At 54.7% G+C, this 26,083-nt stretch carries 25 protein-coding genes; 10 read left to right on the top strand and 15 right to left on the bottom strand.

Going from position 1 to position 26,083, the window contains the following annotated elements; genetic code table 11:
* Positions 1 to 32 precede the first annotated feature (32 nt).
* Entirely contained in the window at positions 33 to 737 is a 705-nt protein-coding gene (locus CUC55_RS13025) for a polysaccharide deacetylase family protein (protein WP_425352836.1), read from the top strand.
* A 10-nt stretch (positions 738 to 747) separates the two neighbouring features.
* Positions 748 to 1,989 (top strand): glycosyltransferase family 4 protein, encoded by a 1,242-nt coding sequence (locus CUC55_RS13030; RefSeq protein ID WP_103088128.1) that lies wholly within the window; start codon positions 748 to 750, stop codon positions 1,987 to 1,989.
* Here CUC55_RS13030 and CUC55_RS13035 read toward each other — a convergent pair.
* On the bottom strand, positions 1,973 to 2,851 hold the full coding sequence (locus CUC55_RS13035) for a class I SAM-dependent methyltransferase (RefSeq protein WP_067647888.1): 879 nt from the start codon (positions 2,849 to 2,851) through the stop codon (positions 1,973 to 1,975). The genes CUC55_RS13030 and CUC55_RS13035 overlap by 17 nt on opposite strands.
* A gap of 176 nt (positions 2,852 to 3,027) precedes the next feature.
* On the opposite strand from CUC55_RS13035, the gene CUC55_RS13040 reads away from it, so the two are divergent.
* From CUC55_RS13040 to CUC55_RS23220, 3 genes are all read left to right on the top strand, one after another.
* Entirely contained in the window at positions 3,028 to 4,161 is a 1,134-nt protein-coding gene (locus CUC55_RS13040; protein ID WP_103088129.1) for an acyltransferase family protein, read from the top strand.
* A gap of 237 nt (positions 4,162 to 4,398) precedes the next feature.
* Complete coding sequence (locus tag CUC55_RS23215; protein WP_425352837.1) at positions 4,399 to 5,016, top strand: glycosyltransferase family 4 protein; 618 nt, start codon at positions 4,399 to 4,401, stop codon at positions 5,014 to 5,016.
* Positions 4,925 to 5,551 (top strand): glycosyltransferase family 4 protein, encoded by a 627-nt coding sequence (locus tag CUC55_RS23220; RefSeq protein WP_342587817.1) that lies wholly within the window; start codon positions 4,925 to 4,927, stop codon positions 5,549 to 5,551. The genes CUC55_RS23215 and CUC55_RS23220 overlap by 92 nt, the downstream gene beginning before the upstream one ends.
* A 15-nt stretch (positions 5,552 to 5,566) precedes the next feature.
* Here CUC55_RS23220 and CUC55_RS13050 read toward each other — a convergent pair whose 3' ends face one another.
* The 7 genes from CUC55_RS13050 to CUC55_RS13080 all read right to left on the bottom strand — a co-directional run bounded on the left by CUC55_RS13050 (position 5,567) and on the right by CUC55_RS13080 (position 11,935).
* On the bottom strand, positions 5,567 to 5,944 hold the full coding sequence (locus CUC55_RS13050) for a PH domain-containing protein (RefSeq protein ID WP_067647897.1): 378 nt from the start codon (positions 5,942 to 5,944) through the stop codon (positions 5,567 to 5,569).
* 108 nt (positions 5,945 to 6,052) lie between these two features.
* Complete coding sequence (locus tag CUC55_RS13055) at positions 6,053 to 6,832, bottom strand: ABC transporter permease (protein ID WP_103088130.1); 780 nt, start codon at positions 6,830 to 6,832, stop codon at positions 6,053 to 6,055.
* A gap of 3 nt (positions 6,833 to 6,835) precedes the next feature.
* A complete protein-coding gene (locus CUC55_RS13060; protein WP_103088131.1) occupies positions 6,836 to 8,014 on the bottom strand; it encodes an ABC transporter permease in 1,179 nt (392 codons plus the stop codon).
* A complete protein-coding gene (locus CUC55_RS13065; protein WP_103088132.1) occupies positions 8,011 to 9,090 on the bottom strand; it encodes an ABC transporter ATP-binding protein in 1,080 nt (359 codons plus the stop codon). The genes CUC55_RS13060 and CUC55_RS13065 overlap by 4 nt, the downstream gene beginning before the upstream one ends.
* 97 nt (positions 9,091 to 9,187) lie before the next feature.
* Positions 9,188 to 10,240, bottom strand: a complete 1,053-nt coding sequence (locus tag CUC55_RS13070) for an ABC transporter substrate-binding protein (RefSeq protein ID WP_103088133.1) — start codon at positions 10,238 to 10,240, stop codon at positions 9,188 to 9,190.
* A gap of 199 nt (positions 10,241 to 10,439) precedes the next feature.
* Positions 10,440 to 11,180, bottom strand: coding sequence for an SDR family NAD(P)-dependent oxidoreductase (locus CUC55_RS13075; RefSeq protein WP_067648300.1), 741 nt, complete (start codon positions 11,178 to 11,180; stop codon positions 10,440 to 10,442).
* A 74-nt stretch (positions 11,181 to 11,254) separates the two neighbouring features.
* Positions 11,255 to 11,935, bottom strand: a complete 681-nt coding sequence (locus CUC55_RS13080) for a GntR family transcriptional regulator (protein WP_103088134.1) — start codon at positions 11,933 to 11,935, stop codon at positions 11,255 to 11,257.
* Positions 11,936 to 12,099: 164 nt separating this feature from the next.
* On the opposite strand from CUC55_RS13080, the gene CUC55_RS13085 reads away from it, so the two are divergent.
* Together CUC55_RS13085 and CUC55_RS13090 are read left to right on the top strand one after the other, a co-directional pair.
* On the top strand, positions 12,100 to 13,149 hold the full coding sequence (locus CUC55_RS13085) for a phosphotransferase (protein WP_067648302.1): 1,050 nt from the start codon (positions 12,100 to 12,102) through the stop codon (positions 13,147 to 13,149).
* Between the two features lie 4 nt (positions 13,150 to 13,153).
* Complete coding sequence (locus CUC55_RS13090) at positions 13,154 to 14,464, top strand: aspartate aminotransferase family protein (protein WP_067647916.1); 1,311 nt, start codon at positions 13,154 to 13,156, stop codon at positions 14,462 to 14,464.
* 84 nt (positions 14,465 to 14,548) lie between these two features.
* Here CUC55_RS13090 and CUC55_RS13095 read toward each other — a convergent pair whose 3' ends face one another.
* Positions 14,549 to 15,901, bottom strand: a complete 1,353-nt coding sequence (locus tag CUC55_RS13095; RefSeq protein ID WP_103088135.1) for an aspartate aminotransferase family protein — start codon at positions 15,899 to 15,901, stop codon at positions 14,549 to 14,551.
* Positions 15,902 to 15,996: 95 nt separating this feature from the next.
* Complete coding sequence (locus CUC55_RS13100) at positions 15,997 to 16,554, bottom strand: DNA-3-methyladenine glycosylase (protein ID WP_067647924.1); 558 nt, start codon at positions 16,552 to 16,554, stop codon at positions 15,997 to 15,999.
* 86 nt (positions 16,555 to 16,640) lie between these two features.
* Between CUC55_RS13100 and CUC55_RS13105 the strand changes: the two genes are divergently transcribed.
* From CUC55_RS13105 to CUC55_RS13115, 3 genes are all read left to right on the top strand, one after another.
* Entirely contained in the window at positions 16,641 to 17,417 is a 777-nt protein-coding gene (locus tag CUC55_RS13105; RefSeq protein ID WP_103088136.1) for an SDR family oxidoreductase, read from the top strand.
* Positions 17,418 to 17,553: 136 nt separating this feature from the next.
* Positions 17,554 to 18,609, top strand: a complete 1,056-nt coding sequence (locus CUC55_RS13110; RefSeq protein WP_067647931.1) for a L,D-transpeptidase family protein — start codon at positions 17,554 to 17,556, stop codon at positions 18,607 to 18,609.
* Between the two features lie 21 nt (positions 18,610 to 18,630).
* Positions 18,631 to 19,356 (top strand): L,D-transpeptidase, encoded by a 726-nt coding sequence (locus tag CUC55_RS13115; RefSeq protein WP_103088137.1) that lies wholly within the window; start codon positions 18,631 to 18,633, stop codon positions 19,354 to 19,356.
* Between the two features lie 93 nt (positions 19,357 to 19,449).
* Here the strand turns inward: CUC55_RS13115 and CUC55_RS23425 are convergent, their stop codons facing one another.
* The 5 genes from CUC55_RS23425 to CUC55_RS13140 all read right to left on the bottom strand — a co-directional run bounded on the left by CUC55_RS23425 (position 19,450) and on the right by CUC55_RS13140 (position 25,923).
* The gene (locus CUC55_RS23425) at positions 19,450 to 20,787 is read right to left on the bottom strand and encodes an nSTAND3 domain-containing NTPase (protein ID WP_425352829.1); all 1,338 of its coding nucleotides are present in this window, start codon (positions 20,785 to 20,787) and stop codon (positions 19,450 to 19,452) included.
* A gap of 190 nt (positions 20,788 to 20,977) precedes the next feature.
* Positions 20,978 to 22,798 (bottom strand): IucA/IucC family protein, encoded by a 1,821-nt coding sequence (locus CUC55_RS13130; RefSeq protein WP_157940955.1) that lies wholly within the window; start codon positions 22,796 to 22,798, stop codon positions 20,978 to 20,980.
* Complete coding sequence (locus CUC55_RS22750) at positions 22,795 to 23,406, bottom strand: GNAT family N-acetyltransferase (RefSeq protein ID WP_157940956.1); 612 nt, start codon at positions 23,404 to 23,406, stop codon at positions 22,795 to 22,797. The genes CUC55_RS13130 and CUC55_RS22750 overlap by 4 nt, the downstream gene beginning before the upstream one ends.
* A 7-nt stretch (positions 23,407 to 23,413) precedes the next feature.
* Positions 23,414 to 24,601, bottom strand: a complete 1,188-nt coding sequence (locus CUC55_RS13135; RefSeq protein ID WP_103088139.1) for an MFS transporter — start codon at positions 24,599 to 24,601, stop codon at positions 23,414 to 23,416.
* On the bottom strand, positions 24,601 to 25,923 hold the full coding sequence (locus CUC55_RS13140) for a lysine N(6)-hydroxylase/L-ornithine N(5)-oxygenase family protein (RefSeq protein WP_103088140.1): 1,323 nt from the start codon (positions 25,921 to 25,923) through the stop codon (positions 24,601 to 24,603). Before CUC55_RS13140 ends, CUC55_RS13135 begins: the two co-directional genes overlap by 1 nt.
* Positions 25,924 to 26,083 lie beyond the last annotated feature (160 nt).

Raw genomic sequence — 26,083 nt, forward strand, 5'->3', positions numbered from 1 at the left:
GATATGTTCGGGAACGGCTGGAGGAAAGAGCCATGCGGGCTCTGCCGGTTTCCACTTTGAATGTGACCTGCACGCGTCCGATTGTCTCTTTCACCTTTGATGACGTCCCTTCGACCGCTCAGTCAGCGGGCGCACGTATTCTTGAGCACAGCGGTGTTTGTGGAACATTCTATATTGCTGGTGGGCTGTTGGGAAAGAAGGAGCCGGATCGAGAGCTGATTTCGGTAGAAGGGTGCAGGTCGCTCGCCGATGCCGGTCATGAGATCGGCTGTCATACCTACGCACACAGAGCCGTCCGAACCCTTGGCGGGCTGGAGTTGGCGGAGGATCTTGACCGGAATCGGCATTTGCTGGATCAGTTCAGCCCGACCACCGATAGGCGAAACTTCGCCTATCCTTACAATCAGGGTTCGCTTCGCCATCGCAAGGTTTTCGCAAAACGCTTCACGACCGCCCGTGGGGGTGGGGATCGCATAAATCGCGGTGCCATCAATCGCTCCTATCTTTGGGGAATGGAAATCAGGCAACCCGAAAGCGATGCCCTTTCGCTGACCAATCAGATCGATGCGCTCATCGCTCAGCCGGGCTGGCTCANTTTTTTCACCCACGATATCAGCGAGACGCCAACTCCCTACGGCTGCACGCCCGACACGNTTTCCATTCTGGTGCGCTACGCCGTTTCAAAAGGCTGTCTCATTTTGCCGGTGCGTGACGCCCTTCAACATATCCACGATTGAGGCGCGCTGAATGGGAAACACGCTGCTCGCAATCAACAACTATTTCTACCGCCGGGGCNGGGCCGAAGCGATCTTTCTTGACCAGATGGACATGTTCGAGCGTGCGGGCTGGCAGGCCGTGCCTTTCTCCATGCAGCATCCTAACAATCTGAATTCCAACTGGTCGTCATACTTCGTTCCCGAAATTGAATTCGGTAGTCAGAGTGGCTTGCTCAAGAAAGTCGAGCACAGTCTAGAGGTTATCTATTCGCGGAAGGCACGCGCGCGCTTGAGCGGCTTGATCGACCGGGTGCGGCCGGACGTCGCTCATGCACATAATGTCTACCACCACATCTCGCCGTCAATATTTCCACTGTTGAAACAACGCGGGATACCCACAATCATGACGGTCCACGACCTGAAACTTGCGTGTCCTGCCTACAAGATGCTGTCTNCCCATGGCATCTGTGAACAGTGTAAGGGTGGGCGGATTTACAATGTTCTCGCCAACCGTTGTATGAAAGGGTCCGTTGCACTCAGCGGCCTCGTGATGGTGGAAACGGCAGTTCATCGTACGCTTGGCCTCTATCGCAATCATATCGATAAGCTTGTCGTGCCCAGCCGTTTCTACAAGACCAAATTGATCGAGTGGGGATGGCCGGAGGAGCAGCTTACCTACATCCCTAATTTCGTAGATCAGGCCATTAGCGAACGTCCAGTCACTGTTGATGAAGGTGACTATTACCTCTTTGCAGGGCGTCTGGCTCCTGAGAAGGGTATTGCGACCTTGATCAAAGCTGCGGGACTTTCCGGGCAGCGTGTTCGTATCGCTGGCACAGGACCGGATGATGCGGCTTTAAGGGCATTGGCACGGGAAGTCGGTGCGGATGTCGAATTTATGGGCTATCTCTCAGGTCAGGCGCTTCACACGGCGATTGCCCGCGCNAAAGCATTGGTGCTGCCCTCGGAATGGTATGAAAACGCTCCTGTGAGCCTTCTTGAATCCTACGCCCTCGGTCGCCCCGTTATCGGTACCGCCATTGGCGGCATTCCCGAGTTAATCAAAGACGGCAACACCGGGTTGATTGCTAAGCCCTTCGATACGGAGAGTTTGGCAGGCGTTTTGACGGCGATGAGCCAATTGTCAAAAAATGCGCGTCAGGAGATGGGCGCATGCGGGCGGGCATGGGTTCGGCAGGAGTTCTCGCAAGCCGCCTATCTGGAACGTACAACGAGGCTCTATAGTGAGCTTGGGGTTAAGGATACCGGCTGATGATCACAGCATCGAGCATCTCCATGTCCATCTCTGGCGTGCTGAATTGTTTGGCAAGCCCTGACATCAGCGTCTTTCGCTGATCTCCGGATATGGATTTCGCCGCTATCACTTGCACGTCCACCCAGCCATTTCTCTCGAATGCCCGCACGTAGTCTATTGGCCGTTTGCGGTTCGGTTGGCCGGGAAAGCTAAGCAGCGAATAGAACCAAGCCGAGAAACGATAGATGTTGTTGGGATCACGTTCGCGAATGACGTTCGTGTGGGTCTGAAGATCTATGATGTGCAGGCTGATGCAGCCGCTTTGCGCGACTTTCGTCAGGCCTTCGATGGTCGTTTCGATGGCATCGAAATGCTCGAAGGCAGCGCAACTGAGAATAAGATCGAATGTTTGTCCCAGGCACATGGCCGGAATATTGAAGCCAGCGTCCACATGGTACTGAAAATTCGGAGAGGCACCGTGGAGTGCGGCGTGCGCGATCTTGATATCCTCCTGCCGCAGATCACCGTTAAAGCGGGAAATAGCATCGCGTCGAAAATCCGCCGTTTCGTCTGTTGCCAATCCGAAAGCATCGACTGCCGTGTAGGTTTTGGCGCCGTGCGCCAGCAGAAGCGCGCCTGTGGCCAAAGATGATCCTGGGCCGAGTTCCAAAACCGCGCGTCCTCTGACGGAGACATTTGCGGGCAAAAATCGCAGCCATGATTCAACGACGTCGTGGACATATGCAATGCGGGCGTCTCTGTCCTCGACGGAGACTGTGTTCGGTTTTCGATAGCCCATCAATCGATGTTTGGCCCACACACCGATCAAGATTAAACCGCCTGTCAGCGTGAACAGCAAATTCCGAAAGAGAACCGGCATCTATTTTCCATACAGCTTTGAGTCAGAATAATTTTACGCTGCCCGTCATAGGCGGTGTCAACATCTTGCGATATTAAAGCTGAATTAGTTATTTTAGAATTTACTGGTATATATTTGTTTGCAGTCGAAGGTTGAGCGGACGTATTGCAATCATTTCAACGAAAAGGCGTGGTTCGATGCAGGCATCAGACGTCCCGGCGACAGTCATCGTAGATCAGGGCAATGCGCGTCGAGCCGCCAATCGGTACGNAAACATAGATGCTCTCAGAGGCATTGCCGCGCTGGCGGTGGTGGTTCAGCACTTCTTCGGGGACATTATTCACGAAGCGACCAATCAGCAGGGCGCGGCATATTCCGTGGCCCTATCCAGTGTCACATATTTCGATGCCGGCCGGTTTGGTGTGGTGCTTTTCTTTCTCATCAGCGGTTTCGTCGTTCCCTTCAGCATCAAGGGTCATAATCCGCTGCATCGCTTCGCTATTTCGCGCTTCTTTCGTCTATTCCCAGCAATGTGGCTTGCACTGTTTTGCTTAACCGTCGCCTCGGTCATGCACGGTCAATGGCCATCCCTGCCGACATTTCTTGCCAATATGACGATGGTGCCTGCCGCCTTTCGCCAGCCCTGGATGTCCGGTGCCTATTGGACCCTCACGATCGAAATCTTGTTCTATGTTCTGTCTGCGGGCCTGTTTGCGCTGGGTTTCCTGTATCGTCCCGTGATTATTGCACTTTTTGCGATCGCACTTGTGGCCGCGACGGCCGTTCCCATTCNTTTGCGGTACTTTGGCATTTCGATGCCAGTGCAATACCTCAGCTTGCATGTGTCCTTCCTTTATCTTGGACTGTTGCTAAGGATGACGTTGGTGGACAAACTTCCCGACGCGTTGATCGGTAGCTTGTGCGTTCTGCTTGTTCAGGCCGTCGTCCTTTTCACCGTTGGGGAGTTTTCGCTGTCACGGCAGGACGGCTTCTTTCTGGTTGGCACCTTGCCGATTCTGATGAGCTATCTGGCAGCGCTGTGCGTATTTCTGGTGTCCGTTAAAACAAGCGCGCCAAACAACCCGGTCCTTTCCCGGCTCGGGGCTCTGAGCTATTCGATCTATCNTTTCCACGGCATAGCAGCGCTTATGGTCTTTGCAATATTCCCTCTCACTGGGACAGGTGTGGACTTTGCGATTGGCGCAGGCAGCCTGTTCGTAACCCTCGTTCTCTCAGTGATCGTCTATGACTATTTGGAGAAGCCAATGATCAACCTTGGGTATAGGTATATTAGGCGTGAGGATAATAATGAGTCGAAAGTTTCGGCTTAGTGTTTGGCTTTGGTGCAACTTCGCCGTTTACTATGCCAGTAAGATGAAACGTTCAAATTTGGNAAAGCACTAGCCTCCGCGTCAAATTAAGTTATCATATACTAATGTGCTAATATTTAATGGGAGGGCGCTGTGAACAATGTCTCAACGACAGAGTCTGAGCCTACGCTTGAGGTGAAGGAAAGCGCTTACCCCCAGAACGAAAATGCCCGGATATTGGAGGCCATGCGGATCTGTATGATCGGCCTGCGTGGAATACCCAACGTGCAAGGCGGTGTTGAGACACATGTCGAGCAGCTGGTATCCAATCTGGTCGAGCTAGGAGCGGACGTCCACGTTTTTGCCCGCAAGAACTATGTTGTGGATACTAAGCCGTATATATGGCGTGGCATAACCGTTCATCCGCTTTGGGCTCCTCGCAACACACGCCTGGAAGCTATTCTTCATACGGCGCTTGCCCTGTTCAAAGCCAGACTCCTCAATCCAGATATCGTTCACATTCATGCCGTGGGGCCATCTCTGGTCGCGCCACTCGCGCGGATACTCGGACTGAGGGTGGTGTTTACCCATCACGGCTATGATTATGACCGGGAAAAATGGAACTCGGTCGAGAAGCGGATTTTGCAGCTTGGCGAGTGGGCGGGAATGCGGTTTTCCCACGCGCGCATTGCTATCGCAAAGCATATTGCGGACCGAATGCAAAAAGACTTCAGATCACCCGTTCATTTCATTCCCAACGGTGTGAAGGTAGACACCAAGGATCTTGAAGACAGCGTTCTTCAGGAATTCGCTTTGCAGAGGGGCCGCTACATCCTGCTGGTGGCCCGCCTCGTCGCTGNAAAAACGCCAGCTTGATCTTATCGAAGCCTTCGCGCGAACGAACCTGAAAGACACCAAGCTGGTGTTGGTTGGTGGTGGTGATCTGGACAGCGAATATGTCACGGCAGTTCAGGATCGTGCCAAGGCCACGCCCGGCGTCGTCCTGACCGGGGTGCAGTCGGGACGCAAGTTAGCCAGTCTTTTCGCCAATTCTGGGCTTTTTGTCTTACCGTCGAGCCATGAAGGCATGCCGATTGCGCTACTTGAGGCTATGGCTCACGGACTTCCGGTTCTGGCCAGTGATATCGAAGCCAACCTCGGTCTGGCGCTGGATCAGTCCTCTTANTTTCCGCTGGGAAATATTCATAGGCTGTCTGAAATGCTTCGGGACAGAATGGAAAACGCACCGGGTGCTCGCACGTCACAGCGCCAAAGTTCTAGAATCCTGTCGAAATACGACTGGCGAACGATCGGTCTAAAGACTGCGGAAATCTACAAGTCGATCGCCTCTGCGAACCCGCATCGTGTGTATCAGCAGACGAAGCGCAACCCTGAGCCTGCCACTCGTTAAAAACCTTGCAGTTTTTTACCGCAAAACACCCGTTGCCAGCGCACGTTGAATGCCACGCACATCAGTACCCTTTTTCAGCGTCTTGCTGATCGGCGTGCTGGACCCGGAGACCCAAATCTTGAGCTCTGAGTCCAGGTCGAATGTTCCTGCCGTCTCTACCGAGAAGCGGGTGATCGCGCGATACGGGATCGACGTGTAATCGACTTTGCTGCCCGTGATGCCCTGAATGTCGACCACGATCACGCGGTGCTGTGTGAAGACGAAAAAATCACGAATGACCTTGAAGGCAAGTTGCGGTTCTTCTCCATCGATGAGCACACCGTCAAGACGTTTGGTCAGATCGGATGGATCAACGGTCGATCCATGCCCTAAAAGTCCGTCGAAAATGCCCATTTCCAATCTCCAATTGCCAGCTTTCACACAGAACCCGAAACTATGTCAGAAAACAGGTTTATACCCCAACCTATCGGGCAGAACAGGAGAAGCACGGCCGCCGTCTATTCAGCGCTTCGCGAGCATAAGACGAGACATGATAACGATAAGGCCGATGATAATTGTGAGCACTATGAACAGGAAAGCGGCGGCAGCGATGGCNGGACTGATGTTTTCGCGGATGCTGGAAAACATCTGACGAGCCAACGTGCGCTGGTTCGGCCCGGCAACGAACAGCGTTAGAACCACTTCGTCCAGCGAGGTCGCAAAGGCCAGAACCGCCCCGGACAACACGCCGGGCATTGCGAGAGGCAATGTCACCCGACGAAAGACTGTAGCAGGCGCCGCGCCAAGGCTTTGTGCGGCGAGTTCTACACGGGTATCGATGNCCGACAGTGCACCGGTAACGCTGACGACGACGAATGGTACTGCAACAACAGTGTGCGCAATGATGACCCCCGCATAGCTGTTCGTCAGCCCGAAGCGGGCCAGCAGGACCTGCATGCCAACGCCCAGCACAACGGCTGGCACCACCATCGGCAACAGAAACAATGTCCTCATCGTTCCGCGAAAGAACAGTAACCGGTTGCGCAAGCCGAGCGACGCGGCAGTTCCCAGAATGGTGGCAAGCAAGGTGGTGCCGGCACCAATGATGAAACTGTTGATGATGGCGCGTCGCCAGGCGTCTGCCGTAAACAGCTCTTCGAACCAGCGTAGTGACCAGGATGGAATGGGGTAGGTCAGAATGACGCTTGAGGTGAAGGCTAGCGGCATGATGGCGATGAGAGGCGCTATGAGAAACAGGATCGTCAGCGATGCGAAGGTAAATTTTGTGAGCTTGATCGGCATGGCCTAGTACCTTTCCGATTCTTCGGCTGAAAGCCGCGCATAGACACTGTAGAGGATCAACGTCGCCACAAGCAGCACGACGCCGAGCGCGCCAGCCATGCCCCAATTCGCCGAACCTGTTGCATAAAAGGCGATGATTGATGAGATCATCTGATCACCCGGACCGCCGATCAGCGCCGGCGTGATGTAGTAGCCGATGGCAGAGATGAAAACGAGCAGGCTTCCCGAGGCGACGCCCCGCAGGCTGAGCGGTAAAAGTACCCGCAAAAAGGCGCGCAGCGGGTGTGCTCCAAGCGATGCCGCCGCTGGCATCAGANTTTTTGGAATGGTGATGAGGACCGAATAAATCGGTAGCACCATGAAAGGCAGCAGTACATGGGTCATGGCGATGATGACGCCTGTGCGGTTGAATATGAGTGCGAGCGGGCTGTTGATCAGGCCGAGCGTCTGCAAGACATCATTGATCAGACCTTTCTCCTGCAACAGAATGAACCATGCCGCTGTGCGTACCAGCAGTGATGTCCATAGGGGTAACAGCACGGCGCCCAGCATGAGGTCCCTTTTCCAGCCGGTAAGGGACGCCGCAATGATCGCATAGGGNAAACCTATGCAGGCGCAGGCTAAGGTCACCAGCGCGGCGATCCAGAACGTGCGAACGAGAATGACGCGGTTGACGGATTGATCGGCAGGCAGATGTTGTATTTCGCCAGCCGTGTTGCGACCAAGATCGACAGCTGCCAGCAGGTTCCGGTCGGTCAATGGCGAGAGCGCATCCGCGATTGCAATCCAGAACTCGGGTCTTTCCCATCGCTTGTCGATGGAAACGAGATCCGCAGGTGGGTTTGTCGCATCGCCCAGCGCACTCGTGGTTTTCGACATCAACGTACGAAAGCCGGACCGAGCGCTGTTGAGGCGCCGCACCATATCACCCAGCGCCTGATCGTTATCGACCGCCTTCAAGTCTTCCATCAGCGCGGTCTGCATCGACATGGTCGGGGGAGACACGCGGTCCCAGCCTGGCAGCACCACTGCGCTACGCGGCAGAAGGCGCAGCACGGCGGTGTCCGAAACGGATTGTGACATCATGCTGAACAGCGGCCAAACGAAAAAGCCGATGAGNAAAATCAGCAGCGGTCCCAGCAACAGCAGCGACCGCCCGGTTCGCGATGTGATGATGTTCATGGCGCAATGACCCGGCAATCACCCGCTGNAAAGGAGGCATAGACCTTTGCACCCGGCTCGAACTCGCGTGATCGGCGGCCCAGTTTGGCAATCAGTTCGTGGGANGGGTTGCGCAGCTGTACGCGAAGGTGATCCCCCTGATAGACGGAATCCGTTACCTCAGCCTCAAGACAATTATGCGCGTCTCCTTTGATCTCGGTGAGATCAACTCTTTCAGGGCGAATGGAAACATGGACAATCTGACCGGGTGATACGGTAGCAGAAACCACAGACACGATTTTCGCGCCGGATGCCACGCGCACGACCGCTTCGTTGCCCTGTATCGCCTCCACGACACCCTCCACGAGATTGGTCTCACCAATGAACTCCGCAACGAAACGAGTCGCTGGTTCGTCATAGACCTGTCGCGGTGTCCCGATCTGTTCGATCTTGCCCTTGTTGAAAATGGCCACTCGGTCCGACATGGTCAGCGCTTCGGACTGATCATGCGTGACGAAAACGATTGTCAGGCCGAGACGTCTGTGCAGATCGCGAATGTCGAGTTGCATCTGTTCGCGCAGATGTTTGTCGAGTGCGCCAAGCGGCTCATCCATCAGAACGACGCGTGGTTCGAAAACCAGGGCACGCGAGAGTGCCACACGCTGTTGCTGGCCGCCGGACAACTGTGATGGGCGGCGGTCGGCAAAAGTCGACAATTGCACCATATCCAACGCCCGCGCCACGCGCTTTGCAATTTCGGCCTTTCCCATGCCGCGCATCTGAAGCGGAAAGGCCACATTTTCGCCCACCGACATATGTGGGNAAAGTGCATAGCTTTGAAAGACAACACCCATGTCACGCTTGTGGGTGGGCACATTGTTGATGGCTGTGCCGTCCAGCAGAATGTTGCCGGATGTGGCCTGCTCGAACCCGGCGAGCATCATCAGCAGCGTCGTCTTGCCGGAGCCGGAAGGTCCTAGCAGACTGACAAACTCGCCCTTGTCGATAGATAGATCGAGATTTTCGACCACGCAAAGTGGCCCATAAAATTTTGTAATACGGTCAAATCTAATAAATTCTGCCACGCAAGGCTCCATCGCTTGAGGCGGATCATGCGGACTTGGTGGAAATCGCCAAGACCGCACCCGGCCAGAAAAGAAGGACATTGCAAAGGTGCCCTTCTTTGCGGATGTCTTACTTGGCCAGCCAGGCGTTGAAGCGCTGCGTCAGCGTTTCTGCATTGTCGATCCAGAAGTCGACATTGAGCGGGATGGAATCCGTCATGTTTGCCGCATCTGTCGGAAGGTCCTTGGCAAATTTCTCCGGTACNTTTGCTGCAGCTTCCTTGTTAGGCAGACCATAGGCAACAAATTCCGGGAGCTTCGCCTGGNTTTCAGGCAGACTTGCAAAGGCGATGAAATCCTGCGCGGCGGCCTTGNTTTCAGCATCCTTCAGCACCACCCAGCTATCGACGGCATAGATGCTTCCGGGGAAAACGACCTTGAGGTTTTTGCCCTCGGAACGGTTGATGCCGGTGATGCGACCATTATAGGCAGATGCCATGGCCACTTCTCCGGAAGCGAGGAACTGTAGCGGCTGCGCACCGGATTCCCACCAGACGATGTTGGACTTCAGTTCGTCCAACTTCTTGAAAGCGCGTGTGACACCCTCTTCGGTTGCCAGTACGTCATAGAGTTCGTCCTTGGAGACACCATCGGCCAGCAAAGCGAATTCCAGCGTGTATTTCGGTCCCTTGCGCAGCGAGCGCTTGCCGGGAAACTTCTTGACGTCCCAGAAATCTGCCCAGGAGGAGGGGCCTTCCTTCAATTTATCGCCGTCATAGGCAATTGCCGTAGACCAGACGATGGCGCCGACGCCGCAGTCATTGACAGCAGAGTCGAGAAACTTGTCTTTGCCGCCCATTTTGGACCAGTCGATTTTCTCGTAGAGGCCGTCTGCACAACCCAATGCCAGTTCTTCGGCTTCGACCTGCACGGCGTCCCAGTTTGGCGCGCCTGCCTTGACCTTCGACTGGATCACACCGATGCCGCCATCCCAGGCTTCGTCGAGAACGGGTTTGCCAGTCTTTTCAGAAAAGGGTTTGAAATAGATGTTGCGCTGAGCATCCTGATAGTTGCCGCCCCAGGATACGACCGTCAGGTCGCGCGCAAAGGCTGGCGCGGCGATGCTTGCCGACAGCAAGACGGCTGCGACCGCTGAAATTCCAGGTTTCGTGAAAGTCTTCATAACATTCCCCTTTGTCGTTATTGTAGGAGCCGGTTGAGCCGGTCCCGATGACGATCTCCTGCAACTGCCGTGCCACCGTCGCCTTTAGCGTATCAGCGGGGAGGGCAGCTCTTCCGTCTGCGGCATTATTTTCCTCGTAAATGCCTTCAGCCGATGAGTATTTTGGCNTTTTTGCGAGCCCTTTATTATCTGGGCGTTGTCAGACGTGCTGCCCTCCATTGATGTGAATTTCGGCACCGTTGATGTAAGATGAAGGCTCGGTGCAAAGAAAATAGATGGTTTCTGCAACTTCGCGCGGATCGCCCAGTCTCTGCATTGGCACTTCTGCTGCCACCAGTTCTTCTGTTCCCGGCGATAGGATCGATGTTTCGATCTCACCCGGAGCGATGGCATTTGCTCGCACACCGCGCCGACCGAATTCATGCGCCATTTCACGGGTCAGGGAGCCGAGTGCAGCCTTGGACGCTGCATAGGCCACTCCAGCAAAGGGGTGAACGCGGGTCCCGGCGATGGACGTGACGTTGACGATCGAGCCTTTTGCGGCCTCAAGCTCCGGCATCAGGGCGCGGGCAATGAGCGCGGTCGAGACGACGTTGACATTCAGCACCTGCGTCCAGATATCCGCATCGGTTCCCATGACGCCGAGCCGGCTTTTTTCCGGCCCTTTGGGTGAGATTCCGGCATTGTTGACCAATGCATGCAACCGGCCATGAGGCAGACGCTCGCGTACCGTTGCCGCAAGACGGTCGATTTGAGATAAGTCAGCAAGATCGGCTTGAATGTGGCTCTCGCGGGCGGAAGGCCAAGCACATTCTTCGGAGAAGGGTTGGCGAGAAACGGTAAGAATGCGCCAGCCCTTGGATTGGAAGAGTTTTACCGTTGCGTGGCCAATGCCGCGGCTTGCTCCCGTCAACAACATGTAGCGGCGTTCTTCAGTCATACGCACAATCTCCGTTGATGCTTGATACATCATATTGGGTCATTTTCGAAATGCAAGCGCACTCTTTTTCAAGGTCATGCCCGCAAGGATTGGCGTTCGTTGCCTTGTTCGATACGCTCGAGAATAGGCTTGCCACCCAGTAGAATATCATCGACGATGGCCATGGATGCGGCAGAAGGATCGTGTCGTTTCAGGGCATCGATGACGGGATAATGGTGATCGATCATCGCTCGCCCGCCTTGAATATAGGCGTCTGAAATATGCGGCCCCATTTGTAACCACAGCCTTCTAAGGATGCCGTTTAACATCGGAAGCCCCGCGATTTTTGGCAGCATGAAGTGGAAGGCCTGATTGAGCTCTGTGCCTTTCAGTCGATCTCCAGCGGTGATCGCTTGCTCGNTTTCACGCAAAATCCGTTCTAAAGCTTCGATATCTGCACTGGTTGCCACCTGCGCAGCAGTCTCCGCCGCCAGTCCTTCCAGTCGAATGCGGATCGCCCGGATTTCCTGATAGCGACTTTCGCTCAGGCCAGGAATGCGAATATCGCGTGGAGACCTGAAGATGATAGCCTCGTCATTTGCAAGCCTCAAGATCGCATCACGGATGGGAGTGACGCTCGTGCCGAACTGTTCTGCAAGATCACGGATCTTCAAACGATCCCCTGGCTGAAAACGCCCCTGAATGAGCGCGTCGCAAAGCGAGCCATAGACTGCGCTATTCAGGTTCTCATATTCCAGTGTAGAGAATTCAGGCATGGTCGGTCCGCAAATTAACAATATGATACTTGATGCATCNTTTTTTCTGTGTTTCAAGTGATGTCTGCTAATTCAAATACATTTTACCATCTTCAAGGGCGGCACAAGTTGTTTAGAAGGCTAGCGCTGCCGGGGCGAGTGGCATGATGATCGATGGAGTACAGATGACGAAGATATCGACCGCCATCGAGACAGAGGATTTCATGTCGGCGACATGGGAGCAGACCTCGCTGGCCGATGCTGCGGCTGCGGTCGCGGATATTTACGGGGTCGCAGGTGCTGCAAAGCGTCTCTCCAGCGAGCGCGACGAGACATTTCTGTTCACGCGCGATGACGGTACCGAATTCGTTCTCAAAATCGCCAATCCCGTAGAAAACCCGGCAGCGCTCGACTTTCAGGACGAGGTGCTGATGCATCTGGCGTCAGCCGCTCCCTCGGTTCCGGTGCCGAGGCTGGTTCCGACAAACAAGGGTGAGGCGAGCCACATGCTTTCCACACCGGACGGCCCACGCATCATCCGGCTGCTGACNTTTTTACGCGGTGAACTGCAATATCGGACACAGGCCAGCGAAGAACAAAGCCGCAATGTCGGCCGGGCATTGGCGCAACTCGGGCTTGGTCTTGAGAGCTGCCAAAGCCGTCCGCCAGCCGGAAAGCTGATGTGGGATATTTCCCACACCCTTGATCTGGCGACTGTCACGGATCACGTCGCGCCGCAGCGTCGTGCGCATGTGGAGGCTGTGCTCTCCGAGTTCGAGCGCGCCGCACCTACCATTTCGGAGCTCAGTCGGCGCCAGATCATTCATAACGACTTCAACCCGCACAATATTCTTCTTGACCCGGCCAAGCCGAATGAGGTGGTTGGGATCATCGACTTCGGGGACATGGTGTACGCGCCCTTGGTCAACGATCTCGCGGTCGCATTGTCCTACCATCTGGCAACGGAAAATTGGGCTGCGCGGACAGGAGCCTTTTTGCAAGGGTTCCTGTCGGCGCGCACTCTTGAGCCAGTGGAAATGGAGCTTCTGCCGGTATTGACGCGATCGCGGCTGGCGATGTCCATCATCATAGGGGAATGGCGTTCAGCGTTGTTTCCAGAGAACGCCGACTACATCATGCGCAACCACGCCTCCGTTTGGCAGGGGCTTCTCAACATATCAGATCTCACACCGGCAGGGCTGAAGACGCTCGCGCCCAACCTTTCGAAGGCCTGAAATCATGTCGATGGTAAATGCNTTTTCGCGCGAAGACTTTGACCGGCTGGACGACAGCGAGCGAGCGCTGATCGCGCGTCGTGAGAAGGTACTCGGTCCCGCTTACCGTCTCTTTTACGAAAAGCCACTGCATCTGGTGCGCGGCGAGGGTGTTTTCCTGTACGATGTCGCAGGCGAAAAATATCTAGACGCCTATAACAACGTTGCGTCACTGGGCCATTGCCACCCGCGTGTGGTGGAGGCAATCACCAAGCAGACGGCGATCCTCAATACCCATACCCGCTATCTGCATGAAGGAATTGTGGATTACGCCGAAACGCTGACGGAAACATTTCCTGACACACTCAGCCAGGCGATGTTCACCTGTACCGGAAGCGAGGCAAACGACCTTGCGGTCCGCATTGCCCGGTTTGTAACAGGCGGTACTGGCATCATCGCAACCGAGCTTGCCTATCACGGCCTGACCAGTGCGGTTGCAGAATTCTCTCCATCGCTTGGTGAGTCCGTTACGCTTGGCCCCCACGTGCGAACAGTGCCGTCGCCAGACGCCTATCGCAATTCGCCTGAGGAGGTGATGGAGAAATTTGGCCGGGATGTCTGCGCTGCAATCGCCGATCTTAAGCGTCACGGCATCAAGCCAGCCATGCTGGTCACCGACACGATCTTCTCGAGCGATGGCATTTTCGCCGGACCGAAGGGTTTTTTGAAGCCAGCTGTGGATGCGATTCATGAGGCGGGTGGCCTCTTCGTGGCCGATGAAGTGCAGCCTGGTTTTGGCCGCACGGGTGAAACCATGTGGGGTTTCGAGCGGCACGGGGTTTCCCCTGATATGGTGACCATCGGCAAGCCTATGGGCAACGGATACCCAATGGCGGGAATTGTGCTGCGGCCGGAGATCATCGCGGAATTCGGGCCGCGTGCACGCTATTTCAATACGTTCGGCGGCAACCCTGTCGCTGCCGCTGCTGGCAAAGCCGTGCTTGATGCCATTCGCATTGATGGCCTGCAACATAACGCACTGGATGTCGGACGCTACTTGATGGATGGTTTGATGAGCCTGTCGCACACTGCAATCGGAGATGTGCGCGGCTCCGGCCTGTTCATCGGTGTCGAGATTGTTAGTGACACAGCAACGAAGCGCCCGGACGCTGCCCTGACGACCCGGATCGTCAATGGCTTGCGTGAACGGCGCATCCTCATCAGCGCCTCCGGCCCCAATGCCAACATCCTGAAAATCCGTCCTCCGCTCGTTTTCGCGCGTGAACATGCAGATATGTTGCTGAGCGCACTGGATGATGTGCTCAATACCGCATAACGAATTATTGGATATTCAACTTGAAGGGTGGCAATCGCAAGACTGCCGCCCTTTACATTTTAATGGAAGCAAAAAGCTCTGAATTCAGGCTCTGGCAGCGGCCACCGCGTCGAGCGCACGTTCGAGAGCATCGAACATGTCATCAATCTGTTCTGAGGTGATGATCAATGGCGGGCAAAAGCAGATGGCTTCGCCAACCGCACGGGCAATCACACCTTCTTTTTCCAACGCCGCGGTCACGGTCAAGGCCGCATCACCCGCCTTTGCATCGTCAAAAGGCTTGATCTCCAAGGCACCCAGCAGACCGACACCACGCGACGAATGGGCAACGGGATGTTTCGCCAGTTCGGCGAGGCGCGACAGGAACTGTTCTTCCAATCTTGCCGCATTACCGACCAGATCACGCTCCTGGATGATCTTCAGANTTTCAAGGCCAACGGCAGTCGCGACGGGGTGGCCGGATGCTGTGAAGCCGTGACCGAACACGCCGATCCGATCGGATTCATCTGCAATCGGCTGATAGAACCGGTCGTTCATCAGGATCGCGGAAAGCGGCATATAGGAAGACGAAATCTGCTTGGATAGGATCAGAACGTCGGGCTCGATACCATATGTCTGGCAAGCGAACATGTTCCCGGTGCGACCAAAGCCGCAGATGACTTCATCGACCACCAGAAGAATATCGTATTTCCGCAGGANTTTTTGCACGCCCTCCCAATAACCCTCTGGCGGCATCAACACGCCGCCCGCTCCCATGACAGGTTCTCCCCAGAATGCGGCCACGGTTTCAGGACCTTCCCTGATGATCAAATCCTCGAGGTCGGTGAGCATACGTGTCGTGAAATCGGCTTCGCTCTCATTTTCTTGGCCGAAATGCACATAGGACGGGCAGGATGTGTGGACCATCCGGTCCAACGGCAGATCGAAGCTTTCATGATTGCGCGGCAGTCCGGTGATCGAGCCCGCGGCGATGGTCACACCATGATAGCCCTTGATGCGGCCGATAACCTTTTTCTTGTCTTTGTTGCCAAGTGCATTGGAGCGATACCAGACCATCTTGCAGGCAAGGTCGTTGGCTTCCGAGCCCGACGAAGTGAAATGCACTTTCGACATGGGCACGGGTGCCATCTGGATCAGCATTTCGGCAAGTTCGATTGACGGACCATGCGTCTTGTAGGCGAATGTATGGTAATAGGGCAGCTTCTCCATCTGCGCTCTCGCCACTTCCACCAGCCGCTTTTCACCAAAGCCAACGGCGACAGACCAGAGACCTGCAAGACCTTCGATATAACGCTTTCCGTTATTGTCGAACACATAGATGCCGTCGCCCGATTCGATCACAACACCGCCGGTCTTCTCATATTTGCGGAGATTGACGTTTGGGTGCATTTGATAGGCGATGTCGCGGCCTTCCATCGAGTTTGGTATGATGGTCATGCTGGTTCCTTCGTTCCCATTATCANTTTACACCGGGTCGAAACTGCCCGTTGCACTAGCGGTATTTATTGCATGCGGTCAGACCCGCTGACCACCTATGTTTTGAATTTTCGGCTGAGAAACGGGGATTTGTAGAGTCCGAAGCGCCACGGTTGGTCGATCGCCTTCGATATGCCGATGCGCGGACCAACAATGGTAACTGCCGTCGAGTGACCATGGGTGACGAAGAACGGTCCGAATGTGAGAGGTGCGCCGTCCATCTCTCTGTTGATGTCGAGTGCCTGAGCAAGTTTTCCCGGGCCGGAGCATAAGTTGGCAATGTCTGTCATGCCTCGGCGTAATTTCATCAGTTCGATGCCGACAGTTGGCTGCAAAGCGCGGATCAGCACCGCGGAACCCGGCGTGCACACGATGTTGGCACACCAATGCAGCCCATAGGATCGGTAGACATAGAGGTGACCGGGCGAGCCGAACATCGTCCGGTTTCGCAGCGTAGGTCCACTGAAGCTGTGAGAGGCAGGATCATCAGGACGATACGCTTCCGTTTCGACAATGATGCCGGCTGTATCGTGGATGTGAAGCTCACAGCCAATCAGCTCTCCTGCAACAATGACGGCGTCTCTTGAATAGAATTCTTGCGGGATGATGCTCATTTGATCCGGNTTTGGCTGGAACAACGCGGTTTGTGTGTGGTTGTCCCCAAGGATAGCTTACAGAAATCTGGTTTAAGGAGACAGGCATGGCGGCTTCAAAAGTTGCGTTGGTAACAGGAGCAGGATCTGGAATAGGACGCGCCGCTGCGCTTGCTCTGGCAAAGGATGGTTATTCGGTCGGACTACTGGGGCGCACGAAAGACGAACTGGATGCTGTTGTGGATCAGATTCAGAACGACGGGCGCCAAGCAATCGCGTTATTGGCTGACGTCTCTGTTGNAAAACAGATGGCTGCGGCGATGTCTGAGCTTATCGAGCGGTTTGGTCGCCTTGACGTCGTGGTCGCCAATGCAGGCATCAACGGAGTATGGGCACCCATCGAAGACCTGACGCCTGCCGAGTGGGACCAGACGATGAGTGTCAATCTGCGCGGCACCTATCTGACCATACACAATGCCGTGCCGCATATGAAATCGGATGGCGGTTCGATCGTCATCGTCTCTTCCATCAATGGGACACGAACGTTCACATCGCCGGGCGCCACCGCCTACTCCGTCACTAAGGCCGGACAACTGGCCATGGCGCAGCAGCTCGCCCTTGAGCTTGCCCGGCATGGTATTCGCGTAAACGCTGTCTGTCCTGGTGCGATCGACACGGAGATCAATGACAATACCCATATCCGCTCGAAGGAAGAAACAGCTATTCCGGCGGAGTGGCCGCAGGGTAATATTCCGATATCGAAAGGTGAGGCCGGTACCAGCGAAGATGTCGCTGATCTCATCGTATTTCTTGCAGGTACCAAGTCCCGGCACATCACCGGTACGCCGGTGTGGATCGATGGCGGGCAGGGGCTTCTCGTGTGATTTCACCATGTTGTGTTCGTATGATTAACGAACTTGTAACGTAAATTCACGACTCTTTGTCCTGATTGTTGGTTGCCGTCATGCGGCCAACTTCTCTATGTACGGTTTCGCTTAAAGAGGCGGGCAAGGCGTTTTAATGACTGATTCAAGACTTTCGAGGTTCGTACCTGCGAGGCTACGGAGCCTAATCGATCTGTTGGTGAAAGCCACAGCAGTCGCTGTGCTGTGCAGCGCGCTGGCTGCCTGTACATCAATGGGACTCGACAGCGCCAGCAAGGCACCGCCGAAGCTATCCTCGAAAGTTGCTGCATCCATGTCTGCAAAAGGCATGAAGCCGGAAAGCCCCGTTCTTGTCCGCATCTTCAAGCAAGAGAGCGAACTCGAAGTCTGGAAGGTCGATAAAACGGGTGGATATGCGCTGTTCAAAACCTACCCAATGTGCCGGTGGTCAGGGAAACTTGGTCCCAAGACCAAGAGCGGAGATCGACAAGCGCCAGAGGGTTTCTATCATGTCTCTTCCGGCATGCTGAATCCGAATTCGCAATATTTCGTGTCNTTCAATCTCGGTTACCCGAACCGTCTGGAATCTGCACTCGGCTACACCGGTGAAGCATTGATGGTACACGGCGCATGCTCTTCATCCGGCTGCTACGCGATGACGGATCAGCAAGTCGGCGAAATCTACGCGATTGTCGACAGAGCCCTGAAGGGCGGGCAGAACCAGTTTCAGGTCCAGGCCTATCCATTCCGCATGACGGCGCGGAATATGGCGGCATATAAGGACGATGCCAACTTTCCGTTCTGGAAGACATTGAAGGAAGGGTCCGACACCTTCGAATTAACCAGACGCCAGCCGAAAGTGTCCGTTTGTGGCCGCCGCTATGTCTTCAACAGCGAGTTTGTAGGTGGGGAGCCATCCGACCCGCTTGCTAGCTGCCCCCAGATCATAAATCAGCCAGAACCGGCAGTTGCCGCGAAGCTTGACGCCGAACAGCAGAAACTGGCCGTTGCGTTGAACCAGGGAACGTCCAGCGCCCTGAACTCCTATGTCGACGGAGGAATGCATCCGAGCTTCCGCGCCATTTTGAAAAACAATGGTGCGAAAAGCATGGCGGAAAAAGTTTCCGGCACGAAATACCCCATCAGCCGCCCTGATGCGGCCTTGGCAGACCCGTTTGCGGGTGCGAGATAATCTTAAGGACATCGATTGAAAATGTATGACACCACCCGCAGGTCTTTCCTTTTAGGTACGGGAGGCCTTGCCGTAACCGCGCTTGCCGGATGCACGACGACGCCCCGCGAGGTCGCGCAGACGGCACGACCTGTCGCAGATCCCTTCTACGCTGAAATTTACGGGCCGAAGCTGGATGAGCAATTCCCGCTGCCTGCTATACCCTATGNAAAAATCGATCCGCGGTTTTACCGGCAGATGGTCGATAATCCGACCGGCGAACGCCCGGGCACGATTGTGGTCGATACGGCCAATCACTTCCTTTATCTGACCTATGAGGGTAATCAGGCCATGCGTTATGGCGTGGGCCTCGGTCGCGCCGGGTTCGAGTGGGCGGGCAGGGGCGTCATCCAATATAAACGCCAGTGGCCGCGCTGGACGCCGCCGGATGAAATGATTGCCCGTCAACCGGAATTGCAGCCTTACAGCGCCGCAAACGGTGGCATGGAGCCAAGCCTTAAAAATCCGCTTGGCGCCCGCGCCCTCTACATCTTCAAGGATGGGCAGGATACGATCTATCGCCTGCACGGCTCGCCTGAGTGGTGGACGATTGGGAAGTCGGTGTCTTCGGGCTGCGTCCGACTGATGAACCAGGACATTGTCGACCTCTATAGCCGCGTTCCAGATGGAACACCGATCGTCGTCATGTCCGGTACGCCCGCATCACAGTCTGTTGCTATGGCACCCGGTGGCATTGCACCTTACTGATGAATGCCTTGCAGCGGACGCCGATCTGGCTTCTCAGGTCGGCTGCTACGGTGACGTTATGAGGCGTCGCAGAATTGGAACGGTTATCAGACCCTAAGATGAAGCGCCAGAGGATCTCCAGCGTGACAGCGTGCTGCCTGCAACGTCACGCTCCGGTGGGGAAAGAGCGCCCTCGTTGACGATGGTGAGTAAATGTCCTGCGATGCGATCGCGCAATGATCCTGCTTCGTCCACAATATCCGCCGCCAGCAGCGCGCCCCTCAGAACCTCGTCACCGCTGCCCTTGATCAGTGCTTCGATCAAGGCGCTGGCGGCATCTGTGCCGGATAGACGCGCGGCAAGGCTGGTCATGACGGGTGCCCAAAGGGCTGGCTTCTTGCGATAGTTTTCGACTGCGACGTTGACTGGCTGGGTAACCAGATGGACCGAAGCGAGCAATTGGCGCACACGCGTGATNGGGATGATGGTGGGGTCATCAACCTCGGCGGTCAGCGCATCGAACGCCAATCCGCAAAACAGTTCGCTCGTCTGGGCATCGCCAGCAACTTTTGCGAGCCAGCTGTCAGTGATGGCCTCTGCGCTGTTACCAGCATCGCCGCCATGCATGGCCATGATGAATTGCGCCGGGTGGGCGGCGGCATTGCCAAGGGCGATGCCCGACGTTTCAAGGTCGAGGCCAGCCAGTCTCGATGCTGCTTCCCGGCGTTGAATTTTCAACAGCGGCAACAGATCATAGCGTACACAGTCCGCCGGAAGTGACCAGTTTTTGACGACAGAGATTTCTCCAAGTACGAGCAGCTTTGTACCGGGACGGGTGCTCTGGAACGCCAGCGCATCGGTCAGCAATCGACCCCCAGCGTCACCCGCCACCTCGATGCCATCGAGGATCAGCAAAAATTTCTTGTCCGAAGAGACGGAAGCAGCAGTTGAAGACGCAAGCAACTCATCGAACGTTTTTGAAGGCTCGACAAAAATATAAAGCGGCAGCATACCGTCCAGCGTCCAATGCTCATCATGCACCGCGCCGAGATCGTTGCGTGGAACCGGACGTGGCGCCAGCGCAGAGGCGCCTTGTGCCAACGAATAAGCCAGATGCTTTGCAAAGGTAGTCTTACCGCTTCCAGTCTCTCCAGTGAGAACGACTGCCGGATGATCACGCACCANTTCTAGCGCAGAGAAGTAGATGGCGGGTTCAAGCTCCGCCGGAGCGGTCAGTTTGGGCAGCACCTTAACCGCCCTATCCTCGAATGTGAAATTGACGAGTAGCGGAATATAGCCTGTCGCGAGATCGACGATGGATGCGTCAGGCAGGGCGAAAAGCTGAGCGGCACCGAACTCGTGTGCGCGAGAAAGGAAGCCATCTAGGTCGTCATTGTTCATTGGAAAAGCTTTGCCACATCTGGATTGTGAATCTCTGGATCTCGATGGCATAACCGGCTGGATATTCAAAGAGGAAATGCTCGCAGAAGTTTCTGCGTAGCATCTCTGTTGACCGGCAACACATCAAGTTTGGCAGGCGAATAGGGCGAAATCATCGGCCCGAAAACAATCACGCAGGAGGATGCTGTCAGCAATAAATGGTGCGAGCCCTCACGGCCCGCACCTGATCAAAAGCGATGCCTTAGCGAAAGCGCGCCAAGGGATTTTCCAGCTCTCCGATATATTGCAGGCTATCTTCAGGGTTGAGCAGGTCCAACATTTGTTGATTGTTGTTGAGTTGCAGCCTGTTCAAGCAATTGCGCACGAACCGATCCGCGAAGAAGTCGTAGCGCTGGTATTTGTCAGCATATTCTGGGTGCTCTGTTTGATAGGTACGAATGCACTCTGCGACGAGGCCCCAGAAACGATCTTCGTGCAACGTCTCCGTCTCATGCAGGATTGCGGACAGATAACGGAAAAAGCAGTCGAACACGTCGGTGAAGATGCAATTTGGCTTCATTTTTTCGTCTAGCGTGTAGGATATCCGAGATATCTCGGCAGGCACGTCTATCGATCCGTTCAGAATGCCGATTTCCTCACCGATATCCTTCATGATGGCCCGGACAGGCACATTGTCTTCAAGAACCAAGATCAGATTTTCGCCATGCGGCATGAAGGCCAAATCATAGCGGTAGAAGCAATGAATGAGGGGCGCCAGATAGGCTTTCAGATAGGCCGATACCCAGTCTTCCGCATCCAGACCTGATGCAGCGATCAGTTCCGACACGAGAGATATGCCGTCCTTGTCCTTATGAAGCACGGCCGCCATGGTCATGATACGTTCGTTTGCACGCAGGCGCGGCAGGGGGCTTTCTCGCCATAGCGCCGAGAGCATTTTCTTGTAGGCTGAATCCAGTTTCAGCCCTTGATCATAATACTGGTAGCGGTAGCCTATAGCGGCGACTTCCCGCAGGATGCTGAAACCGTTCTGGCGCAAATAATCGTCAGCTGAAATCAGCTCGTCGAGCCATTCGTTGATGGCNGGGGTCGTCAGCATGTATTTCGGCGAAAGGCCGCGCATGAAGCCCATGTTCAAAACGGAAATACCGGTTTTTACGTAATGCTTGCGGTTGTCGGTGGTGTTGAAAAATGTCCTGATCGATTGCTGGGCGTTGTAGCTGTCACTGCCATATCCCAGGCACACGATGTAACGTCGCGCGACATCTGCTGCAAAGGTGATGGCAAGTTTGTTGAACCATTGCCACGGATGGGCTGGCATCAGCCAGTAATTATCAGGATCAAGACCAAGCCGCGTCAGCCGCGTCTCGAAGCTGTGCAACGTGGCTTCATCGAGTTCGGAGCTGATCAAGCGGTCGTAATCTAGCGCCGTGATCGAGGTGAACGTTGCCCGCTCCTTGCTCACCGCAAGCCAGACGATCTGAACCGGATGGGCGGCTTCTGGAGCATAGAGCCGATAATCGACAGCGTCGAAACCAATGCGACCGTTATTGGCGATGAAAGTGGGGTGTCCCTCGGTCATGCCCGCCTCGATTGTCTGATAGTCCGCCAAAGCGAGCTGCCGTGATGAAATATGGCGCTCCTCCCGCTTGTATGACGCGCCGTAAAGTGTCGTGGAGACCTCCTCCAGATAGGTCGGAAGCATGGCTTCGCGTATGCCCAATACCTCTGCAAATTCAAGGATCAGCGAAAGAGCATCGAGAGGTGTCGGCTTGCCTGCACTCTTTTTCTCGATTGTTGCCGGGTCTATGGACCAATGGTCCAAGGCAAGTCGTCTGGCTTTGAATGTGTAAACGGTGTCGCCGTTCTCTTCCGGGCGAACCTCGTATGTCCCCCAAGCCCCCTCTGTCGAAACAAGGGTAGGTGACAAAATCAGCTCGTGTGAAAACTCCGCCAGTGCTTTGTGCACGAGGTGCCTGTTGACGTCTTCCCACACCAGCGGGCCGAGATGTGCTGAGGCCNTTTCAGGTGGAAATGATGTGGTTTGGAACGCGGAGATATTCATTCTTTTATGTCCTGTTCGAGAGTGTTGTAAAAAGCATCGCGCGTTACGAATGACAAAAGCGCGGTTTTTTCTTCCAGCTCTATTGGTCTGGCGCTGATGAAGCCGACTTTTCGATTGAGTTCATGAACCTTCTCATTTCGGATGTCCGGCTCAACGACCAGGCGCTGTATGAGAGGGTTGCTGAAGTGAAAGCTCAGGATCGTACGGATGATGCTGAGCGTGAAACCGGGAATTTTCTGGCGTGGTGGCGCGACGAGGAAATGCATTCCCCAATCGCCGGTCTCCAGGTCATAGTGCTTGCCAACCTGATCGTGTCGAGGATCGTACGATTCCACGATGAAGGTCGGCTCGCCCTGGNAAAAGCCCATATAGCTTGCCGCGTGTCCGCTGGCATTCAGCTTTGTGTAAAACGCCGCGATCTCGTCTTTTGAACAATGCGCCATGTTCCAGAACCGCGCATAGTCGCGAGTGAACCAGTCATGAAGGTTTGCGCTGTCTTCTTCGGGGTCCAGCAAGCTGAGACTAAGCTCGCCCACATGCTGGTGATGCTGGGCAAAAACCGCCGGTCGTTCTGTTGTGATCGAGATCTTCTTGTTGAGCATTGTCATCCCCTTGTCAGGCGAGTTTCGTGCGGGTGCTTGAACCCGCCAGATTTTGTCGAAGCGTGGCGCCGTAAAGAAGCAGCGTTGCCAGGACGAAGAAAGCTGCGGCAAGGAACGTGATGCCTTCGCCAAATTGCTGGGTCAGTATTCCGCTTGCCAAAGCAGCAAGCATGACACCGCTGTTGCGTGCGATGTTGATGAGGCTGAATCCTGAAGCATAATGAGCCTTTTGGGCGCGCTCGNAAAACAGCGCATCAAGACCGACGGTGACCTGGTAAAGGCCGATTCCGTNAATGATACGACCAATGACGATGCAGGCTTCGTTCGGCACAGCCTGTATGGCAAGGCCGAGCATTGTGAGAGCAAGGCCTGCTTCGTTGTGCCGCCAGACATAGCGGGTGCCGCCGCGCCAGTGGCCATAGGCCAATATTGCGACGGCCACGAAGCCAGGGATTGCGTAAACGACACCTGTCCAGTGGGGCAAAGCGTCCGTTGCAATGGACTGCCACCACACCGTCATGAATGGCATCGACATGTNAAATCCNAAATAGAAGGCGAACATCACCAATAGAAGCAAGACGAACTGTTTCCGGTCCTCTTGCGTCACGACAGTGCGTTGTTGAGCGTCGTCCATGCTTGACTGGCGGGCGCGTGCTACAGATGCAGTTTTAAGCAAAACGGCACAAATGATGGCCTGAACGATATCGCCTACGGCCATGGCGACATAGGGCAGGGCGTATCCGTAGGATTCCACGACATAGCCACCGGATACCGCGCCGATGATCCCTCCGAAATGGACGATAACGGCCAGCGCGCCGATGGTCGCTGCGTGTTTTTCGATGGGCTGCATGGCGATGACGTAAGGGTACATCAACAGGTAGCTTGCCTTAAAGCACACCATCAAAACTGNAAATATCCAGAAATTGGCAATGTCTGTCGCCCAGTAGCAGGCAAGGCTGAAACCCGCCGCCGCCACCTGGGTCCAGATCAAAACTGCAATCGTGTCATGCCGCTTCGCGACTGCGACCCATGCTGGAAAGGCCAGCATGACGGCCAAAGAGATCGATGCAAGATATGCGCCGACGGTGAAGGATGATGAAATATCAAAGCGCGCCACAAACAACTGCGGGTAATAGGGCNAAAGCATCGTGTCGCTGATGACCGCGATGGCCGTCATCACCAGAAGAGCAATTCTCAGCATCACGCCACCACGCGTGCCGATTTAGGATCATTTAAAGCACTGACGTCAAAAGTCTGGAACGCGGTATCATGCTCGATGGGATAAACCTCATAGCCGGCGATCTCGCGAAGGATCGTCGCATTTCTCAGGCAGGCCATACCAAGATCAGGCGCAACGAAACCATGCGTATGAATGTCGAGGNTTTGAACAAAGATCTCACGAGCGTTATGATCGACCGTATAGTTGGCCCCTACGTCCAGCCTGCCTTTACCGTCTCGCTTCAGACGCTCCGCAATGCCGTTCAGAAACTCCGGCTCCTTGTAGTTATAGCCGGTTGCGAGAATGACCGCGTCCGCCTGGCGTGTGAACGTAATGTCCTGCTCCCGTTGCCTGAATTCCAGCGAAAATTCCTGCCTCGCCGGTGAGTGATGCACCTCCATCAACTCGCTGTTGGGAATGAGGTTGGTCTCGACATTTCCTTTCAGGCTTTTGCGGTAGAGAAGATCGTAAATGTCTTTCAAAAGGCTCGCATTGATCCCCTTAAACAATGCCGACTGCTCCTGTAAAACACGGTCTCGCGTTTCATCCGGCAGGTTATGGAAGTAGCGGGCATAGTCGGGGGAGGTCATTTCCAGATTGAGCTTCGTCAAATCAAGCGGAAAGAATCTTGGCGACCGTGTGACCCAGTCGAGGCTGTAATCGTGGCTGTCGATGTCCGACAGAAGGTCGTAATAAATCTCGGCAGCGCTTTGACCGCTTCCGACGATGACAATGGATTTGCGTGTCTGAGTTCTCTTCTTGTCGCTTAAATACTGCGAGGAGTGGGTCGTATGCGGCGCTACCTTGTTGCAGCAGGCTGGAATGGAAGGGGAAGTACCCGTTCCCACAACCAGTCGGCGGGTTTTTATATTTTTTATCTCACCAAGACGGTCGGCAACTGTCAATCTATAGAGGCCTGTGGCCTTATCATGCCTGACGTCTTTGACGCTGTGACCGAACTTCAGATTGTCGAGTTTGGATGCAGCCCACTGGCAGTACTGATTGTACTCGTTGCGCAGCAGGAAGAAATCTTCCCTGGTGTAAAACGAATAAATTTTCCCTTGTTCTTTTATATAATTCAGGAAGGTGAACGGGCTGGTCGGGTCTGCCAATGTGACGAGATCACCCATGAAAGGGGTCTGCAGCGTCGCGTTCTCCAAAAGCATTCCAGGGTGCCAATTGAATCCCTGGTTACGATCAAGGNAAACCGACCGTAATTCACGTACTGGCTTGGCAAGGCAAGCGAGGCCCAGGTTAAACGGCCCAAGGCCTACGCCGGTAAAATCATAAATTGCATCTTCCATGAGTGTCTCCAGAATTTTCTTGTAGATTTATAAACATGAGAAAATAAATCAAGTATTTNAAAGGGTGATTTTTTGGGGATAAGAAAAAATATTAGGAGGCTCTTTTAAGCTCATGTGGTTAGAAAGTTTTTGATTCTGGGTGTGAGGCGTATAATTAAAA

It is taken from the genome of Agrobacterium bohemicum (assembly GCF_002896715.1).
GTDB lineage: Bacteria > Pseudomonadota > Alphaproteobacteria > Rhizobiales > Rhizobiaceae > Agrobacterium > Agrobacterium bohemicum.